This is a genomic window from Streptomyces sp. SCUT-3, assembly GCF_014083985.1.
GTDB lineage: Bacteria > Actinomycetota > Actinomycetes > Streptomycetales > Streptomycetaceae > Streptomyces_H > Streptomyces_H thermolineatus.
The window spans coordinates 4,491,815-4,509,421 of the sequence record NZ_CP046907.1; the positions used below are offsets into that span (position 1 = coordinate 4,491,815).

At 76.6% G+C, this 17,607-nt stretch carries 15 protein-coding genes and 1 riboswitch; of the genes, 7 read left to right on the forward strand and 8 right to left on the reverse strand.

Annotation, left to right across the window (positions count from 1 at the left end; translation table 11 throughout):
- Positions 1-35 precede the first annotated feature (35 nt).
- Positions 36-158: riboswitch (cobalamin riboswitch) on the reverse strand.
- A gap of 48 nt (positions 159-206) precedes the next feature.
- On the reverse strand, positions 207-1,121 hold the full coding sequence (locus GQS52_RS19870; protein WP_182314707.1) for a helix-turn-helix domain-containing protein: 915 nt from the start codon (positions 1,119-1,121) through the stop codon (positions 207-209).
- 144 nt (positions 1,122-1,265) lie between these two features.
- Positions 1,266-1,877, reverse strand: coding sequence for a TetR family transcriptional regulator (locus GQS52_RS19875; protein ID WP_182314708.1), 612 nt, complete (start codon positions 1,875-1,877; stop codon positions 1,266-1,268).
- A 220-nt stretch (positions 1,878-2,097) separates the two neighbouring features.
- Here GQS52_RS19875 and GQS52_RS19880 point away from each other — a divergent pair, with 220 nt between their 5' ends.
- From GQS52_RS19880 to GQS52_RS19890, 3 genes are all read left to right on the forward strand, one after another.
- Positions 2,098-3,444: a glycosyltransferase family 4 protein gene (locus GQS52_RS19880; protein ID WP_259370869.1), complete on the forward strand. Its 1,347-nt coding sequence runs from the start codon at positions 2,098-2,100 to the stop codon at positions 3,442-3,444.
- A gap of 121 nt (positions 3,445-3,565) precedes the next feature.
- Positions 3,566-4,336, forward strand: coding sequence for a class I SAM-dependent methyltransferase (locus tag GQS52_RS19885; protein WP_182314709.1), 771 nt, complete (start codon positions 3,566-3,568; stop codon positions 4,334-4,336).
- Complete coding sequence (locus GQS52_RS19890; RefSeq protein WP_182314710.1) at positions 4,333-5,454, forward strand: prenyltransferase/squalene oxidase repeat-containing protein; 1,122 nt, start codon at positions 4,333-4,335, stop codon at positions 5,452-5,454. The genes GQS52_RS19885 and GQS52_RS19890 overlap by 4 nt, the downstream gene beginning before the upstream one ends.
- A 114-nt stretch (positions 5,455-5,568) precedes the next feature.
- On the opposite strand, the gene GQS52_RS19895 is transcribed toward GQS52_RS19890, so the two are convergent.
- From GQS52_RS19895 to GQS52_RS19915, 5 genes are all read right to left on the reverse strand, one after another.
- Positions 5,569-6,474 (reverse strand): DUF5336 domain-containing protein, encoded by a 906-nt coding sequence (locus GQS52_RS19895; protein WP_182314711.1) that lies wholly within the window; start codon positions 6,472-6,474, stop codon positions 5,569-5,571.
- Between the two features lie 168 nt (positions 6,475-6,642).
- Entirely contained in the window at positions 6,643-7,554 is a 912-nt protein-coding gene (locus tag GQS52_RS19900) for an N-acetylmuramoyl-L-alanine amidase (protein WP_182314712.1), read from the reverse strand.
- Entirely contained in the window at positions 7,544-8,725 is a 1,182-nt protein-coding gene (locus GQS52_RS19905; RefSeq protein WP_182314713.1) for a hypothetical protein, read from the reverse strand. Before GQS52_RS19905 ends, GQS52_RS19900 begins: the two co-directional genes overlap by 11 nt.
- Before the next feature lie 107 nt (positions 8,726-8,832).
- Positions 8,833-9,522, reverse strand: coding sequence for a class I SAM-dependent methyltransferase (locus GQS52_RS19910; RefSeq protein WP_182314714.1), 690 nt, complete (start codon positions 9,520-9,522; stop codon positions 8,833-8,835).
- Positions 9,523-10,081: 559 nt separating this feature from the next.
- Positions 10,082-11,635: a hypothetical protein gene (locus GQS52_RS19915; RefSeq protein WP_182314715.1), complete on the reverse strand. Its 1,554-nt coding sequence runs from the start codon at positions 11,633-11,635 to the stop codon at positions 10,082-10,084.
- Positions 11,636-11,860: 225 nt separating this feature from the next.
- On the opposite strand from GQS52_RS19915, the gene GQS52_RS19920 reads away from it, so the two are divergent.
- Genes GQS52_RS19920 through GQS52_RS19930 form a run of 3 tightly spaced genes read left to right on the forward strand, consistent with a single transcriptional unit; the run spans position 11,861 to position 14,823 of the window.
- Positions 11,861-12,796: a Nif3-like dinuclear metal center hexameric protein gene (locus GQS52_RS19920; RefSeq protein ID WP_182314716.1), complete on the forward strand. Its 936-nt coding sequence runs from the start codon at positions 11,861-11,863 to the stop codon at positions 12,794-12,796.
- Positions 12,793-13,536: a C4-type zinc ribbon domain-containing protein gene (locus tag GQS52_RS19925; protein WP_182316587.1), complete on the forward strand. Its 744-nt coding sequence runs from the start codon at positions 12,793-12,795 to the stop codon at positions 13,534-13,536. Before GQS52_RS19920 ends, GQS52_RS19925 begins: the two co-directional genes overlap by 4 nt.
- A gap of 21 nt (positions 13,537-13,557) precedes the next feature.
- Complete coding sequence (locus GQS52_RS19930) at positions 13,558-14,823, forward strand: bifunctional RNase H/acid phosphatase (protein WP_182314717.1); 1,266 nt, start codon at positions 13,558-13,560, stop codon at positions 14,821-14,823.
- A 107-nt stretch (positions 14,824-14,930) separates the two neighbouring features.
- Here the strand turns inward: GQS52_RS19930 and GQS52_RS19935 are convergent, their stop codons facing one another.
- Positions 14,931-16,472, reverse strand: a complete 1,542-nt coding sequence (locus GQS52_RS19935; RefSeq protein ID WP_182314718.1) for an alpha/beta fold hydrolase — start codon at positions 16,470-16,472, stop codon at positions 14,931-14,933.
- Between the two features lie 97 nt (positions 16,473-16,569).
- Here GQS52_RS19935 and GQS52_RS19940 point away from each other — a divergent pair, with 97 nt between their 5' ends.
- Entirely contained in the window at positions 16,570-17,517 is a 948-nt protein-coding gene (locus GQS52_RS19940; protein WP_182314719.1) for a MerR family transcriptional regulator, read from the forward strand.
- Positions 17,518-17,607: the final 90 nt, after the last annotated feature.

Consider the following 17,607-nt stretch of genomic DNA (forward strand, 5'->3'; position numbering starts at 1 on the left):
TGGCCGGCGGCGCTCGCGCGCCGGCCACCGGGTCCGGGAGCCGCTCGTGCCCGTCCGGGTGTTCCGACTCACGGCCCTGTGCGGGCCGTTCACGGTTGCGGGTCAGCGCCGGATTCGCACCGGCTTCCCCCGATCGGACACGGATGAAGTTTTCTGGCCAACACTGTAGCCGGACGGGGCACCTCCGGAACCTTCCGTGAGGCGCATCACCCCCGGCCCCGCCCGGCGGGGGCGTCGCACAGGCGGCGCAGCGCCCCTTCCTCCGGGGACCCGGGCCCGGCCAGGTGCACGACGACGCTGTGGCCGGGGGTGCCCTCCACCGCCAGGCGCAGGTGGGTGAGGGTCAGGTCGCCGGTGTCCGGGTGGCGGAAACGGCGCACGGCGCTCGGTGCGGGCCGGGCGTCCGGGCCGTTCCACAGGTCGCGGAAGAGCCCGTTGGTGCGCTGGAGGGAGGCGACCAGCTCGGTGAACCGGGGGTTGTCCATCTCGAGGGGGGACACCTCGCGCAGCTCCGCGACGAGCCGGGCCGCCTCCGCGTCCCGGTCCGGCAGCAGCCCGCCCACCCACGGCTCGTTGAACACCAGCCACAGCACGTTCAGTTCGGCCGGCGGCCGGTCCCGGCCGAGGCCGCCGGCGAGCGCGGACGCCGCCCGGTTCCAGGCCAGGACGTCGAAGCAGCGGTCGACCACGAACGCGGGGTTGGGCACCAGCGATTCCAGCAGCAGCCGCACGTCGGCCCCGACGGCGGTCGCCGGGGGCAGCGCCGGGCGTTCGGCGACCCGGCCGCGGCCGGCGAGCCGGAACAGCTCGGCGCGGTCGCGCGGGCCCAACCCGAGGGCGGCCGCCAGGGCCCGGAGCGCCGGTTCGGAGACCGCGACGGAGCGCCCCTGCTCCAGCCAGGTGTACCAGGTCAGGCTGAGCCCGGAGAGCACCGAGACCTCCTCGGGCCGCAGCCCGCGGGTGCGGGGCGCCCCGCCGTCCGGCCCGCCGTCCGGCCCGCCGTCCGGCGTTCCGGCCGCGGCCACCCCCTCGAGGAGCCCCGCGCGCTCGCGGCACGAGCGCAGGAAGGACGCCAGTTCCCTGCGCGCCCGCTCGTCCATGACGCCCGCGTCCGAAGCCATGGGCCCCCTCGATCCTCGTGCCGGCAGCATCACCCCTTCCTTCTTCCACCCACCGCGCCGTTGAAGCGTGGGAGGCGCGAACGGGCGGGCGGGGGCGGCGGAGGCGGAGGGCCTGCGCGTCGGAGGGCCGCCGGAGGCGGAGGGTCAGTGCGGCGGGCACGCGGCGTCGACGAGGCGGCACGCCGTCGCGATGTCGGTCTCCACCTGGTCCGCGTCGGCCCGGCCCGCCAGCCAGGCGGCCAGGGAGAGCACCCAGGTGTGCTCGACGACGCGGACCGCGGAGAGCAGTTCCCCGCCCGGTTCGCCGTGCAGCCCGGTCGCGTCCAGCACGATCGCCACCGTCAGCCGTTCGACGGCCTCCACCTGCGCGCAGGCCGAGCGGTCGGCGAAGGTCAGCGCCCGCACCATGGCGTCCGCCAGCTGCGGTTCGCGCCGCAGGGCGCGGAAGGCCCTGCCCAGGACGTCGGCGACGCGTTCCCCCGGAGTGGCGCCGGCCGGGGGCCGCGAGCGGATCTGCGCGCGCAGGCGGTGCAGCTGGTCCTCCATGACGGCCACCAGCAGGTGCACCTTGGAGGGGAAGTACCGGTAGAGGGTGCCCAGGGCCACCTCCGCCGCACCGGCGACCTCGCGCATCTGCACCGCGTCGAACCCGCCCCGGCCGGCCAGCAGCGCGCCGGCGGACAGGATTCCGGCCCGGCGGGCCTCCTGCCGCTCGGTCAGGGGCGAGGGGGGAGCCTTCGTGTGCTGGGTGGGCATGCGTCCCGTTCCGCTCTTTTCCGCCGCTGGGGCGGGTGCGACGAATGGCTGGGCTCCGGCAGGGGCGGGACCGTGGCGTGAATCACCCGTCCCTCCTGACGGCAGGCGGCGTACCGCCGGGTAGATTCGAGTTTCCTCGAACGAACAGATCTGAAACTTGTTCTAGATTACTGCGGGCGGTTACGCTCCGCCTTCAAGTGCAGCGAGAAGGGGGCCGTGAGTGACCGCCGAGGCCACGCAGCCCGCGCAGGCGACGGGCTCCGCGCCCGCCAGTTCCCCGGCCGGGGACGGACCCCTGCGCATCGCCATGCTCACCTACAAGGGGAACCCCTTCTGCGGGGGGCAGGGCGTCTACGTCCGGCACCTCTCCCGCGAACTGGCCCGGCTCGGGCACACCGTCGAGGTCATAGGCGCCCAGCCCTACCCCGTCCTCGACGAGGACGCCGCCCCCGGCAGGCTCTCCCTCACCCGCCTGCCCAGCCTCGACCTGTACCGGCAGCCCGACCCCTTCCGCACCCCGCGCCGCGAGGAGTTCCGGGACGCCGTCGACCTCCTGGAGGTCGCCACCATGTGGACCGGCGGCTTCCCCGAGCCGCTCACCTTCTCCCTGCGCGCCCGCCGCCACCTGGCCGCCCGCCACGGCGAGTTCGACGTCGTCCACGACAACCAGACGCTCGGCTACGGCCTGCTGGACGGCCGCGCCCTCGGCGCGCCCCTGGTCACCACCGTCCACCACCCCATCACCGTCGACCGGCAGCTGGACCTGGACGCCGCCGACGGCTGGAAGCGCCGCCTGTCGGTGCGCCGCTGGTACGGCTTCACCCGCATGCAGAAGCGGGTCGCCCGCCGCCTGCCGTCCGTGCTCACCGTCTCGGGCACCTCCCGGCAGGAGATCGTCGACCACCTCGGCGTGCGCCCCGAACGCATCCACGTCGTCCACATCGGCGCCGACACGCAGCTGTTCTCGCCCGACCCCTCGGTCCCCGAGGTCCCCGGCCGGATCGTCACCACCTCCAGCGCCGACGTCCCCCTCAAGGGCCTGGTCCACCTGGTGGAGGCGCTGGCCAAGCTGCGCGCCGAGCAGCCGGACGCCCACCTGGTGGTCGTCGGCAAGCGCGCCGACGACGGACCGGTGGCCGCCGCGATCGACCGCTACGGACTGGGCAACGCGATCGAGTTCGTCAAGGGCATCAGCGACGCCGAACTCGCCGACCTGGTCCGCAGCGCCCAGGTCGCCTGCGTCCCCTCCCTCTACGAGGGCTTCTCCCTCCCCGCGGCCGAGGCCATGGCCACCGGCACCGCCCTGGTGGCCACCACCGGCGGCGCCATCCCCGAGGTCGCCGGCCCCGACGGCGAGACCTGCCTGGCCGTCCCGCCCGGCGACCCCGGCGCCCTGGCCGCCGCCCTGGGCCGCGTCCTGGCCGACGACGGCCTGCGCCGCCGCCTGGCCGCCGCCGGCCGCGAGCGCGTGCTCGCCCGCTTCACCTGGGAGGCGGCCGCCCGCGGCACCGCCGAACGCTACCGGGCGGCGATCGCCGCGCAGGGAGCGGCGGCCAGGACCCGCTGACCGGCCGACCGGCCCGCCCACCAGCCCGCCGACCGACGACCGCCGACCGACGACCGCCCGGGCCCGTCCCCCCATCCCGCCCGGCACCGCCCCTCGACCCCTCGGACGAAAGCAGACCCCCGTGCTGACCGTGGACTTCTCCCGCTTTCCGCTCGCCCCCGGCGACCGGGTCCTCGACCTCGGCTGCGGCGCCGGCCGGCACGCCTTCGAGTGCTACCGCCGCGGCGCCAACGTCGTCGCCCTGGACCGCAACGGCGAGGAGATCCGCGAGGTCGCCAAGTGGTTCGCCGCCATGGCCGAGGCGGGCGAGGCCCCGGCCGGCGCCACCGCCACCGCGATCGAGGGCGACGCGCTCGCCCTGCCCTTCCCCGACAACAGCTTCGACCGCGTGATCATCTCCGAGGTCATGGAGCACATCCCCGACGACACCGGCGTGCTCGCCGAGATGTTCCGCGTCCTGCGGCCCGGCGGCCTCATCGCCGTCACCGTGCCGCGCTGGCTGCCCGAGAAGATCTGCTGGATGCTCTCCGACGAGTACCACGAGGTCGAGGGCGGCCACATCCGCATCTACCGCGGCGACGAACTGCTGGGCAAGATGCGCCGGGCCGGCCTGCGGCCCTACGGCACCCACCACGCCCACGGTCTGCACTCGCCCTACTGGTGGATCAAGTGCGCGGTCGGCGTCGACAACGACAAGGCGCTGCCGGTGAAGGCCTACCACAAGCTCCTGGTGTGGGACATCATGAAGCGCCCGCTGGCCACCCGCGTCGCCGAGCAGGTCCTCAACCCCCTCATCGGCAAGAGCTTCGTCGCCTACGCCACCAAGCCGCACCTGCCCGCGAACACCGCCGCGCCCGCCGCCGCGGCACCGGTCGGCGGAGCCGCCGAATGACCTCCCCCGGACGCACCGAGCGCCTCGTCCTCCCCGGCGTCCTCACCGCCGAGCAGGCCGCCGCCACAGTGCGCGGCATCCTCGCCGTCCAGCGGCCCGACGGGGCCGTCCCCTGGTTCACCGGCGGGCACCTCGACCCGTGGGACCACACCGAGGCCGCCATGGCCCTGGACGCCGCGGGCGAGCACGAGCGCGCCGAGGCCGCCTACGACTGGCTCGCCTCCCGCCAGAACCCCGACGGCTCCTGGTACGCCGCCTACGGCTACGGACCCGGCGAGGACGGCCGCCCCGCCGAGGGCGAACCCACCGACCGCGGACGCGAGACCAACTTCTGCGCCTACATCGCCGTCGGCGTGTGGCACCACTACCTGTCCACCGGCGACGAGGCGTTCCTCGACCGCATGTGGCCGTGCCTGTACGCCGCCGTGGAGTTCGTCCTCTCCCTCCAGCTGCCCGACGGCACCGTCGGCTGGAAGCTCGACGACGGCGACACCCCCGACCGGGCCCCGCGGGAGGCCCTGCTCACCGGCTGCTCCAGCATCTACCACGCCCTGCGCTGCGCCCTGGCCGTGGCCGAACAGCGCGAGGACCCCCAGCCCGACTGGGAACTGGCCGCCGGCCGCCTCGGCCACGCCGTCGCCCGCCACCCCGAGCGGTTCCTCGACAAGGACCGCTACTCCATGGACTGGTACTACCCGGTCCTGGGCACCGCGCTGCGCGGACCGGCCGCGCAGCAGCGAATCGCCGACCACTGGGACCGCTTCGTCGTCGACGGCCTCGGCGTCCGCTGCGTCGACGACCACCCCTGGGTCACCGGCGGGGAGAGCGCCGAACTCGCCCTCGCCCTCTGGGCGATCGGCGAGTCCGAGCGCGCCGTGCAGATACTGCGGTGGATCCAGCACCTGCGCGCCGAGGACGGCATGTACTGGACCGGGTACGTCTTCGCGGACGAGGCGATCTGGCCCGAGGAGCGCACCAGCTGGACCGCCGGCTCCGTCCTGCTCGCCGTCGCCGCGATCGGCGGCGACGAGGCGACCACCGCCGTCTTCGGCGGGGAACGGCTGCCCGCCGGCCTGGCACCCGCCGAGGACGACTGCGACTGCCTCCCCGGAGCCTGACACCGCCCCGGAGGCCCGTCCCGGAGGCCCCGGACAGCACTGCGCCCCACCGGTCCGTGACCGGTGGGGCGCAGTGCTGTGCCCGGCGGGATCGGCCCCGGGACGGGGCCGCCCTCAGCCGCGCTGGATGCCGGTGGTGTCCTGCAGCACGCCGCGGCGGCCGTCCTGGGTCTGCGCGACCAGCGACTGCCCGCGCTGGTCCACCGCCAGGTACCAGACGCCCGGCGTCAGTTCGGCCACCGGCGAGGGCGAGCCGTCCTCGCCGTACAGCGGGCGGTTGACCGGGACGGCGAACCAGAACGGGGCGAACTCCGGCGCGTGGCCCGGCGACCCGGCCTCCGGGTGCCCGCCCTGCGACGGGACGCCCTGCTGCGGGCCCCCCTGCTGGTGACCGCCCGGCTGCCGGCCGCCGTACGCCGCCGGGCCACCCGTCCCCGGGTAGCCGTAGCCGCCGGCGGCCTGGCCCACGCCCGCGGCCGGGTGCGGCTGCGCCTGCGGCCGGGGGGCGGGCAGGAGCGCGGCGCGCAGGGCCGGGACCTTGCCGCCCGCCACGGCCAGCCCCGCCAGCACCATGGCGAACACCGCGGTCAGGAAGGCGCCGTAGCCCAGGGCCGTCTTCTCGTTCAGCGTCTCGAAGGGGCTGACCACCCCCTCGGGAAGCTGCGCGGCGGCCTCCTGGGCGTCGGGCTCGTACCACAGCTCGGAGAAGAGCGACCACAGCGCCGACCAGGCGGCGAACACGCTCAACGCCACGCCCCACTGGCCGAGTTCGAGCCCCAGTACCTTGCGGCCGGCCGGCAGGAAGCGAGCCGCGACGACCAGCGCGGCGGCGAGCAGGCCGAGCAGGTGCACCGACGGCAGCACCGGGAACACCGCGGTGCTCCAGGCGCTGACGGTGCAGTCCTCCTTGGCGCTGTCGCACTCGTCGAAGCTGAAGAACGGCAGGAAGGAGGTGATCAGCAGCAGCACCGCTGCGCCGATCACCGCGCCGTCTCCTCGGGTGAGGGAGCGGATGTTCAAGGGAGGTCCTTCGGGATGACGTGCCGGGCGCGGGACTTCTGAGCGGGGCACCATCCTAAGGGGACGCCGGACGGACCGTGGTCCGGGTTTGACCATGAGTGCACGGCCGGCCCTCCGAGGGCCGTACGCGGCCCCGGGCGGTCGCGGCCGGTCTCAGGAGCGGCCGTGTCAGGAGAGGAAGTCCGTGACGCCGTCGGCGATGCCGCGGGCCGCGTCCTGACGCCAGGCGGGATCCTTCAGCAGGGCCGCGTCGCGCGCGTCGCGCATGTTGCCGCACTCGACGAACACCTTGGGCACCGTGGACAGGTTGAGCCCGCCCAGGTCCCGGCGCACCGTCAGCCCGGTCCCCTCGCCCAGGTAGTTGGAGACCGGGCTGCCGGTGGACCGGGCGAAGTTCTCCTTCACCGACTCGCCCAGGCGCCGGGACGGGCCGGTGATCGCGGTGGTGTCGGCGCCGCCGGCCCGCACCTTCGCGGGGAGGATGACGTGGAACCCGCGGTTGCCGGAGCCCGATCCGTCCGCGTGCACCGACACCACCGCGTCCGCGTCCGCCTTGTTGCCGATCCGCGCCCGCTCGTCGATGCACGGCCCCCAGGGGCGGTCGCCGTCCTGGGTCAGCCGCACCGTCGCGCCCTGCCGCTCCAGCAGTTCGCGGGCGCGGCGGGAGACGTCCAGGGTGAACGCCGCCTCCGCGTAGCCGTCGTCGGTCGAGGTGCCCGTGGTGTCGCACTCCTTGCGGTGGGTGCCGACGTCCACCGTTCGGTTGATCTCGGAGGTGTGGCGGAAGTTGCCTGGGTTGTGGCCGGGGTCGAGGACGACGACCCGGCCGGCCAGCGGCAGGGTCTTCGCGTGCGGGCCTTTCCCCCCGCCCTTGCCGTCCCCGCTCTTGCCGTCCCCGCCCTTGCCGTCCCCGCTCTCAGGGGCGGAACCGGCCGGGGAGGCCGCCGACGGGGCCGGGCCGGGGGATGGGGGCCCGTTCCCGGCCCACACCAGCCAGCCCGCGAAGACCGCCGGGACCAGTACGCACACGGCGATCACCGCGGACCTGCCGGCTCCCCTCCGGGGTTCCTCAGAAGGCATCCGCGGACCTCTTCTCGAGGCCGTGCTCGGCCGCTGTCGCGTTCCACTGCTCCACGAACGTCTCCTTGGCCGCCGACGCCTTGCCGCTGCTGGTCACGCCCCGACGATAGTCCGCGTCCTGCGGGGCGGTCCCGGAGGCGCACGCGCCGCCGGCCGCCGTGTCCGCCCAGTCGGCGAACGCCCGGTCGGCGGCGGCCGAGTGTCGCCAGGCGCTGAGCAGCACCGAGACGGCGTCCCGCCCGCCCTCCAGTGCCGAGACGTCCAGGCGGCGGAGCCGCGCTACCAGGTCGTCCCGGTGCTCGGCGGCCTCGTCGAGGTCGTCGCGGGCCGAGGCCAAGGAGGAGGCGGAGCCGCAGGCGGAGACGGTGCCGACCGCGTCGATCACCTTCTGCCGGTCCTCGGAACTCTCCTCCAGGAGGGCGTCGAGCGCGGCCGCCTGGCCCGCGGCGTCCCGCGGGCCGCTCGGGGAGGGAGAGGGTGAGGGCGAGGCGGACGGTCCGGGCCCCGCCGTCCCGCCGCCGGGGGCGGTGACGGTGCCGCCCGGCTCGGTCGGGTCCGCCGTGGGGGAGGCCGCAACCCCGCCCCCGTCGTCCTCGGAGACCAGGGCCACGACGCCGACGCCGAGCGCCGCGCACAGCAGCGCGGCCCCCGCGAGCAGTGCCCACCGGCGCGGCCCGCCCCGCCCGGGGGGCGCCGCGTCCGGCACGGGAACCCCGGGCCCGCCGTGCGCGGCCCCGGCCGGTCCCGGCTGCCCGTGGGGGAACTGCTGCCCGTAGGGGGACTGCTGGCCGGGGAGGAGGGGCTGCCCGTGAGGGGTTCCCGGCCGGCCGTACGGCGGCGGTGGTGCGGTGTACGGCGGCGGGGTCGGGGTGACCTGCGGTGGCATCGGCGGCATCGGAGGCCGCTCCTGCGGAGGGACGGTCCGCGGCGGCCCCGTCCGGTCGCCGTCCCCGGGGCCCGTGCCGCCGTCCCCGGGGCCCGTGCCGCCGCCGTCGCTCCTGCCGCTGTCGTGCGTGCCGCCGTGGGTGCCGTCGTGCGGGGGCAGTTGCCGGGACGGGAACGGCCGGTCGGCCGTTCCGTCCGGTGGGCCCGCGGGCCGAACCCATCCGCCCGCGCCCCCGTCGGCCGTCGGGTCCCACACCGCCCGTGCGCCGTTGTTCCAGCCCGTCATGACCCCGCCCCTGTCCGCCCGCTCCGTTCCGCCAACCGCAGGGGAACGATTCTCACCCGGCGGGACGGCCGGGCTCCAGCGGATGCGGCAACAGTCGCGTCACGGGGTCAGATGCCGGTGCCGGTGCGGCGCAGCACCCGCAGGGAGCGGGTCGCCGAGACCTCGGTGAAGGCGCCGGAGTCCAGGGCCCGGCGGTAGATGCGGTACGGCGCCTGCCCGCCGTCGGCGGGGTCGGGGAAGACGTCGTGGACGACGAGCAGGCCGCCCTCGGCGACGTGCGGGGCCCAGCCCTCGTAGTCGGCCGTCGCGTGCTCGTCGGTGTGCCCGCCGTCTATGAAGACCAGGCCCACCGGGCGGTTCCACAGGGCGGCCGCCTGCGGGGAGCGTCCGACCAGCGCCACCACGTGGTTCTCCAGGCCTGCCGCGTGCAGGGTCCGGCGGAAGGTCGGCAGCGTGTCCATCAGGCCGACCTCGGGGTCGACCAGCCCGGCGTCGTGGTACTCCCAGCCGGGCTGCTGCTCCTCGGAGCCGCGGTGGTGGTCGACGGTGACGGCCACCGTCCCGGCCTCCCGCGCGGCGGCGGCCAGCAGGATCGTGGACCGGCCGCAGTAGGTTCCGACCTCCAGCAGCGGCAGCCCGGTGCGGGCGGCCTCGGAGGCCGCGGCGTACAGGGCAAAGCCCTCGTCCACCGGCATGAAGCCCTTCGCCGCCTCGAACGACGCGAGCACGCCGTCGTCCGGGCGCCCGGCGGCGCGGTCCTCGGTGCGGTCGGCGGTGGTACGGGCGGCCTGTGCCATGTCCTGCCCTGCTCTTTCGTGCGCGCGGATCGACGGTGCACATCGTGCCTCACCCCCGCTCCCGGCGAACCGCTGGCCCCGCCCCGGCCCCGGAGCACACGCCGCAGCCGGGGCAGGCGCCGGAGCCGGGACCGGGACGTGGCCCGGGGCACGGCCGGACCTTCCGGCCCGGCCGCGTGCTCAGTCTTCCTGCGGGACGGAGGCGGCGCGGCGGTGCCGGCCGCTCGCCCCTCCCTCCGCGTCGCGGGGGGAGGCGGGTCCCCGGTGCCTGCCGTGGCCGGCTCCGGGAGCGGCCGCATCAGGGGCACGGTCCTCGGCGGTGTCGGGTCGGGCGTCGGACATGCGTGTCTCTCCGTCGGGTCGTTTCGGTTCCGGGAAATTCGGGGCCGCGGGTCTTCCGGTCCGGAGTGCGCGACCGTCCCGCTGCGACCGCGGACAGGCGCGTCGACCGGCTGCGTGACGACCCGTGGGGCCCGGCTGTCCGGTCCCCCGCCCCACAGGGTTCACGACCGCACGGGCCCCGCCGGTTCCACCCGCCGTCCCGCCCGTCCGCGCCGGTTCAGGCGGACAGGCCGCCGGCCGCGGGCCCGGGTCCGGCGGCCCCGGCCGTGGCCGCCGTTGCGGGCAGGGGGATGCGGACGGCTTCCCAGCGGCCCGGCCGGGGCCCGCCGTCCGCCGTCCCGTTCCGGACCGGAGCGGGACGGGACGGGAAAGCCGGGCCCGGGCCCGGGAGGGGACGTTCCTGCGCCGTCCCGCGGGCGCCCGGTCCGCGGCGGCCGTCCGGCCCTCGGCGGGCGGCGGCCGCGGCGGCGGTGAACAACGCCACCGCTCCGGTGTCGGCGCCCCGTCCGGCCCTCGGCGCCTCCCGGCGCACCTGCGCCCGTCCCGCGCCGCCGACCGTCGGTGCGGGCGCGGCGGGGGTGGCCGGACCGACAGGTGCGGCGGGTGCGGCGGGTGCGGCCGGACCTGTGGCCGCCGACGGGGTGCCGGGGACGGCCGTGCCGCCGGGGGCGGGCGGGTCCGCGGGAACGGCCACTCCGCAGCCGCCTTCCGCCTCGAAGAACGGCAGGCACAGGCCGTGCGGGGTCCAGCGCCCCGCACCCGCCAACCAGCCCCGCGGGGCGGGGAGCTGCCGCAGGCGCCGCTCCGCGGGCCGCCACACCGCGAGCCCGGTGCCCTGCGGCCCGTCCACCCGCAGGGCCACCCCGGCCGCCTCCGGTGCCAGCGCCTCGCCGGGCTGCACGGCGAACGGCGTCAGCCGGACGTCGGGCGGGGCGAGGCAGTCGGGGAAGCGCACCGGCAGCCTGCTGCCGAGCACGCCCCAGCCCAGCCGGGCCGTCCCCGGTGCGTCGCTGCGCAGGACGAGCAGGCCGCTGTCGGGGTCGGCGAGCAGCAGCCGGTCGTCGCTGTCCGGGGTGAGCTGGAGCAGCGGGGTGACGGCCCCGGTGGCCAGGTCCACGACCACCGTCTTCGCGCCGCCCGTCCCCGGGCCGTCGCCGGCGTGCCGGTCGACGGCGAGCAGCCGGGCCGTGCGGTCGAGCCAGACGCCCCCGGTGCAGCGCCCGTCCACCGAGGCCACGGGGCGCGGCACACCGGCCGTCCGGCCGTCGTGGACCAGCCACACGGTCGTGCGGTCCCCGTGCCGTGCCAGGGCGAACACCAGGTCCGCCGCGGCCCCGGGGCCCTGCACGGGCGGGGGAGGGAGGAGCCGCACCTCGGTCCCGGCGAGCGAGCCGAGCGGCAGCTCGCCGGTCCGGGGGCCGGTGGGGTGGAGCAGGGCCAGGTGGTGGCGCGAGCCGTCCGGCGACGGCCGGCGGATCAGCACCCTCCCGTCGGGAAGTGCGGCCACCTCGCTGCCGGGCCCCTCGGGCCGCGCTCCGGGCAGCGGGACGGTGTACGGCTCGGGGCCGTCCAGCGTCCAGCGCTCGACGTGCGGTCCGGTGCCGTCCGGGCCGGGGGCCAGGCACGCCGCGTAGGAACCGTCCGCGGCGAACGAGAAGCCCGCCCTCCCCGCACCCCGGGCGCCCGCGCCGGACCCGGCCGCCGGGGCGGGCCCGTCCCGGCGGCCGAGGGTCTCGCCCCGGGGGAACGCAGTAGTGACGCAGGCCGTCATCTTCGGGTCACCTCCGGGCCCGAAGCTAGTTTTCGCACTCCGTGACGACCAACGCGAGACGGGTCGATTCACACGTAAGGGTGTACCGGTCCGATTTACGCAGAAGTTGTGGGCGGGGTGTGCCGACCGGAGGCCGCGGCCCCTCCTCCTCCGTCCCCGCCCGCCCGCCGGCCCGGCCGCGCCGCGATTGAGGCCGGGATCCCCCGCCGGGGTAACCTCTCACCCGTGCCCACACTGTCCGACGTCATCGCAGCCCTCGAAGTCCTGTGGCCCCCGGAGCGGGCCGAGTCGTGGGACGCGGTCGGCCTCGTCTGCGGCAACCCCGACGCCGAGGTGGGCCGGGTCCTGTTCGCGGTGGACCCGGTGCAGGAGGTCGTCGACGAGGCGGTGAGCCTGGGGGCCCAGCTCCTGGTCACCCACCACCCGCTCTACCTGAGGGGCACCACGACCGTCGCGGCGACCACCTTCAAGGGCCGCGTCGTGCACCGCCTCGTCGAGAACGGCGTGGCCCTGCACGTCGCCCACACCAACGCCGACCGCGCGGCCCCCGGCGTCTCCGACGCGCTCGCGGCCGCCGTCGGCCTGCGCGTCACCGGCCCGCTCGTCCCCGACCCCACCGACCCCGACGGCCGGCGCGGCCTGGGCCGCGTCGGCGAACTGCCCGAGCCGACGACCCTGGCCGCCTTCGCCGCCCGGGCCGCCGCCGGACTGCCCCGCACGGCCACCGGCCTGCGGGTGGCCGGCGACCCGGACGCCACGGTGCGCACCGTCGCCGTCTGCGGCGGCTCCGGCGACAGCCTCTTCGACGACGTCCGCCGCGCCGGGGTCGACGTCTACCTCACCGCCGACCTGCGCCACCACCCCGCCTCCGAGGCCCTGCAGGCGGGCCCGCCCGCCCTGGTCGACGCGGCCCACTGGGCCACCGAGTGGCCCTGGGTGGAGCAGGCCGCGGCCCAGCTGGACGACATCGCCGCCCGCAACGGCTGGGACCTGGAGACCTCCGTCTCCCGCACGGTCACCGACCCGTGGACGGCCCACACCCCGAACCCCGCCCCGGCTCCCGCCCCCGAAGACTCCTCCGCCCCCGCCCCGTCGCCGGCGGCCGGGGCGGCAGCAGCACCCCGATCCGTCCCGACCAGCAGCCCAGGAGCCCCACGCTGAACGCCTCGCCCGCCGACCAGATCCGACTGCTCGACCTGCAGGCCCTCGACTCGCGCCTGGGGCAGCTGGAGCACAAGCGCAACACCCTGCCCGAGCACGCCGAGATCGAGAGCCTGGGCAGCGACCTCACCCAGCTGCGCGACCTCCTCGTCGCCGCGCAGACCGAGGAGAGCGACACCGCCCGCGAACAGGTCAAGGCCGAGCAGGACGTGGACCAGGTGCGCCAGCGCGCGGCCCGGGACCAGAAGCGCCTGGACTCCGGCGTCGTCAACTCCCCCAAGGACCTGGAGAACCTCCAGCGCGAGATCGCCTCGCTGGCCAAGCGCCAGGGCGACCTGGAGGACGTCGTCCTGGAGGTCATGGAGCGCCGCGAGAGCGTCCAGGAGCGGGTGGCCGAGCTGACCCGCCGCCTGGAGTCGGTGCAGGCCAAGGCCGCCGAGGCCGAGGGGCGCCGCGCCGCCGCCCTGGAGGGGATCGACGCCGAGCGCGGCACGCTGGCCAAGGAGCGCGAGGTGGTCGCCGGCTCCGTCCCCGCCGACCTGCTCAAGCTCTACGAGAAGCTGCGCGACCAGCACGGCGGCGTCGGCGCCGCCCGCCTGTACCAGAAGCGCTGCGAGGGCTGCCGGCTGGAGCTGAACATCACCGAGCTGAACGAGGTGCGCGCCGCCGCCCCCGACGCCGTGGTGCGCTGCGAGAACTGCCGCCGCATCCTGGTGCGCACCCCCGACTCCGGCATCTGAGCGGCAGGACGCACCCGACCCATGTCCAACCGTTTCGTCGTCGAGGCCGACGGCGGCTCCCGGGGCAACCCGGGGCCCGCCGGCTACGGCGCGGTGGTGCGCGACGCGGCCAGTGGCGAACCGATCGCCGAGGCCGCCGAGTACATCGGCCACGCCACCAACAACGTCGCCGAGTACCGGGGGCTGATCGCCGGCCTGCGGGCGGCCCACGGGATCGACCCGCGGGCCGACGTCCTGGTCCGCATGGACTCCAAGCTGGTCGTCGAGCAGATGTCCGGCCGCTGGAGGATCAAGCACCCCGACATGCGTCCGCTCGCCGCCGAGGCCAAGGCGGTCTTCCCGCCCGGCCGGGTCACCTACGAGTGGATCCCGCGCGAGAAGAACAAGTACGCCGACCGGCTCGCCAACGAGGCGATGGACGCCGGCAAGGCCGGCCGGGTCTGGAAGTCCAAGCAGACCTTCGCCGTCCTGGGCAGCACCGCCGCCTCCGCCGCCGAGTCCGACGACCCCCTGGCCGAGGCCGCCGCGGAGACCTCCGCCGGGGCCGTGTCCGCGGCGACGGTGCCCGCGGCGGCGGTGGCGCGTCCGGCCCCCGCGGCCGAGGAGCCGCTGGCCGAGCCGCCCCCCGTCGCCGTCGGCTGGGCCCCCGACCTGGGCACCCCGACCACCTTCGTCCTGATGCGCCACGGCGAGACCGCCCTCACCCCCGAGAAGCGGTTCTCCGGCAGCGGCGGCAGCGACCCCGACCTGTCCGACAAGGGCCGCTGGCAGGCGGAGCGCACCGCCGCCGCCCTCGCCGCGCGCGGCACCGTCCAGGCCGTCGTCAGCTCCCCGCTGGCCCGCTGCCGGCAGACCGCGCAGACGGTCGCCGACCGGCTCGGGCTCGAGGTGCGGATCGAGGACGGGCTCCGGGAGACCGACTTCGGCGCCTGGGAGGGCCTGACGTTCGCCGAGGTCAAGGACAAGTACCCGGCGGACCTGGAGGCCTGGCTCGCCTCGTCGAAGGCCGCGCCGACCGGCGGGGAGAGCTTCGCCTCCGTCGCCCGCCGGGTCTCGGTGGCCAGGGACAAGCTGCTCGCCCGCCACAGCGGCCGCACCGTCCTGCTGGTCACCCACGTCACCCCGGTCAAGACCCTGGTCCGGCTCGCGCTCGGCGCACCGCCCGAGTCGCTGTTCCGCATGGAACTGTCCGCGGCCTCGGTCTCCGCCGTCCAGTACTACGCGGACGGCAACGCCTCCCTGCGCCTGCTCAACGACACCTCGCACCTGAGGCAGCCCGGAGCCTGACGCCCGGCCGCGGCCCGCCCGGGCCGGCCTGCCCGGGAAGCCCCGGGCCGGGCGGACGGGGCAGGCCGAGCGGGCCGGGCAGGCCCGCGGGGGTCCGGGGCGGGCCATCAGTCCCGCAGGTGTGCCAGCACGGAGCGCACCGCGCGGTCCACGGCCCGGCGCGCCTCCTCGGTGTGGTCGATCGTCTCGAAGCCGTGCCGGCCGTTCGGCACGTCGACCACCTCGACGTCGGCTCCGCAGTCCCCGGCCGCGGCCAGGAACTCCTCGACCGTCGCCGCGATCCCGGCGTCCTCCTTGCCCACCCGGGTCAGGACGACGGGCAGCCGTCCCGCGGTGCGCACCGCGGCCACGGGGCGGAACCGGGGGTCGAAGCGGCCCCAGCCCGGCAGCGGCGCGAGGACGGGGTAGGTCGCCGCCACGCAGCGCAGCCACGGCGGGGGCGCCGCGAGCCAGTCCGCCGACAGCGGCCCGCCGCCGGAGAAGAACCACAACGCGACGCGCTCCCCGTCCACGCGCGGGTCGGCCCGCACCAGTTCGACCGCCTCGGCGACGTCCCCGGCGGCCTGCCCGTAGTCGGCGACGTCGTGCAGCCGGTGGTCGAGCGTCACGCCGACCGCCCCCAGCCCCGCCGCGTACTGTGCGTAGCCGACGAGAGTCGGCCAGTCCCGCGGCGTCGGACGGGCCTCGGCGGGGACCGGGCCGCCGTGGACGAACACCACCGCCGGCCGGGGCCCGTCGGCGTCGGGCAGGTGGAGGTCGACCCGCCCCGTCCGCTCGCGGGGCCGCTCCGGCACGTCCAGGAGGAACGGCCTCAGGTGCGCGGGCCGCCGGTCCGCCGGCGCGGCCGGCACGTGCCCCTCCCCGGCGGCGGCCCGGATCAGCACCTCGGCCAGCTCGTCGGGGCGGGAGAGCATCGGCCAGTGGCCGGTGGCGAGTTCGAAGAAGGTCACCCCGGGGCGGGTGAGCTCCAGGAAGCGCGGGTCGCCGAACCCCACCAGGGCCTCGACCATGGCGATGCTCGCCCCGTTGGCGGTGCACAGGACGCCGGTCGTCGGTATCCCGGCGGCCGCCCCCGTCAGCCGGAGCGGCTGGACGAGCGTGCCCAGCGGCTGCGGCGCGGCGAGGCGGGCCAGCCGGTCCAGGGCCTCCGCCGGGACACCGTCGGTGCTGCCCGTACGCGCCCACTCGCCGGGCGCCGGCGGCGCGACCCACGGGCCGTCCCCGGCCGGCCCGGCTCCGGCGGACCCGTCCCCGGCCGGCCCGTCCTGCTGCTGCAGCAACCGGTCGCGGAGCGCCTGGTCGGGCACCGACACGAGGGCCGGGTCTCCGTCCCCGGGCACGGCCACGTCCAGGCAGACGATGCGGGCGATGCGCTGCGGGCGCCGGTCGGCGGCGCCGAACACCGGGTGGATGCCGTAGTCGTGACCGACCATCACGATCTCCGGGTCGTCCACGCCGTCGATCAGCCGCACCAGGTCCGCCACGTGCGTCTCCAGGTCCGTGCCCGGTTCCGCCGGATTCCGCCCGTCCCCCATGCCGGTGAGCGTCACCGGGTGCGCCCCGGCCCCCGAGGCCCGCAGCCGGGAAGCCACCTCCTCCCACGCCCAGCCGCCGGTGAAGGTGCCCGGCACCAGGATGAACGCCGTCATGAACGTCTCCTCGCACGTCTCGGTCCGCGGCTCCGGCCCCACCGGCCGTCCGCGCTCACCGGTACGGTAGGAACTCCCCCTGAGGGAGGTTCAAGGAGTGTTCCCGTCCCCCGACGGCCTGTGGAGCATCGGAGAGCTCGCCGAGCACGCGGGCGTCACCGTCAAGGCCGTCCGCTTCTACTCCGACCGCGGCCTGCTGCCCGAAGCGGCCCGCAGCGCGGGGGGCCACCGCCGCTACGGCCCCGAGGCCCTCGACCGGCTCCGCCTGATCCGCTCGCTGCGCACCCTCGACCTGCCGGTCCCGGAAGTGGGCCGGGTCCTCGACGGGGACGACGTGAGGGAGGACGCGCTGGAGGACGCCGTCGCGGGGAAGCTGAAGGAGCTCGGCTCGCAACTGGCCGCCCTCCGCTGGCGGGAGGCCGCCCTCCGACTGATCCAGGACTGCACCCCCGAGGAACGCGCCGACCGGCTGCGCCTGGTCGGCGCCGTGACCGTGCCGCCCAGCACGGCCGCGCTGGCGCGCTTCTGGAAGAACTGGCTGCCCCCGAGGCTCCCGGCCCGGCTGACCTCCGTGCTCATCGAGCATTCGGTCCCGCAGCCCCCCGCCGAGCCGACCCCCGCCCAGGTGCTGGCCTTCGCCCGGCTGCACGCCTTCGTCTCCGGCCCCTGCCCCGGGACCGGCCGCGGCCAACCCGCGGTCCACCGGTCCGACACGGGCTACCGTCCGGCCGTGCTCTACGACGGCCTCCGCGAGGCCCACGAGCTGGCGTCGGCGGAGATGCGGGCGCAGCGGCCGCCGCGTCCGGGCGGGGCACTGGACTGCTTCGTCGCCGCCTACGCCCGCTCGCGCGGCACGCAGGACACCGCGGCCTTCCGCCGCCTGCTCGGCGAGCAGCTCGCCGCGGACCCGCGGATCGACCACTACTGGCAGCTCGTCGCCGAACTGGTCTCTCCCGCGTCCGGCCCGCCGGAACCGACGCTCGGCGCCACCCATGAATGGCTCCGCGCGGCCCTGGACGCACAGGTCGCCCGGACGGCCGCCTGAGGCCGCGTCCCGCATCCCGCGCGGCCTGCGGCCCCTCAGCCCCCTCAGCCCCCGCGACCTCCGGCTTCCCGGTTCGCCCGCCCCCGTTCC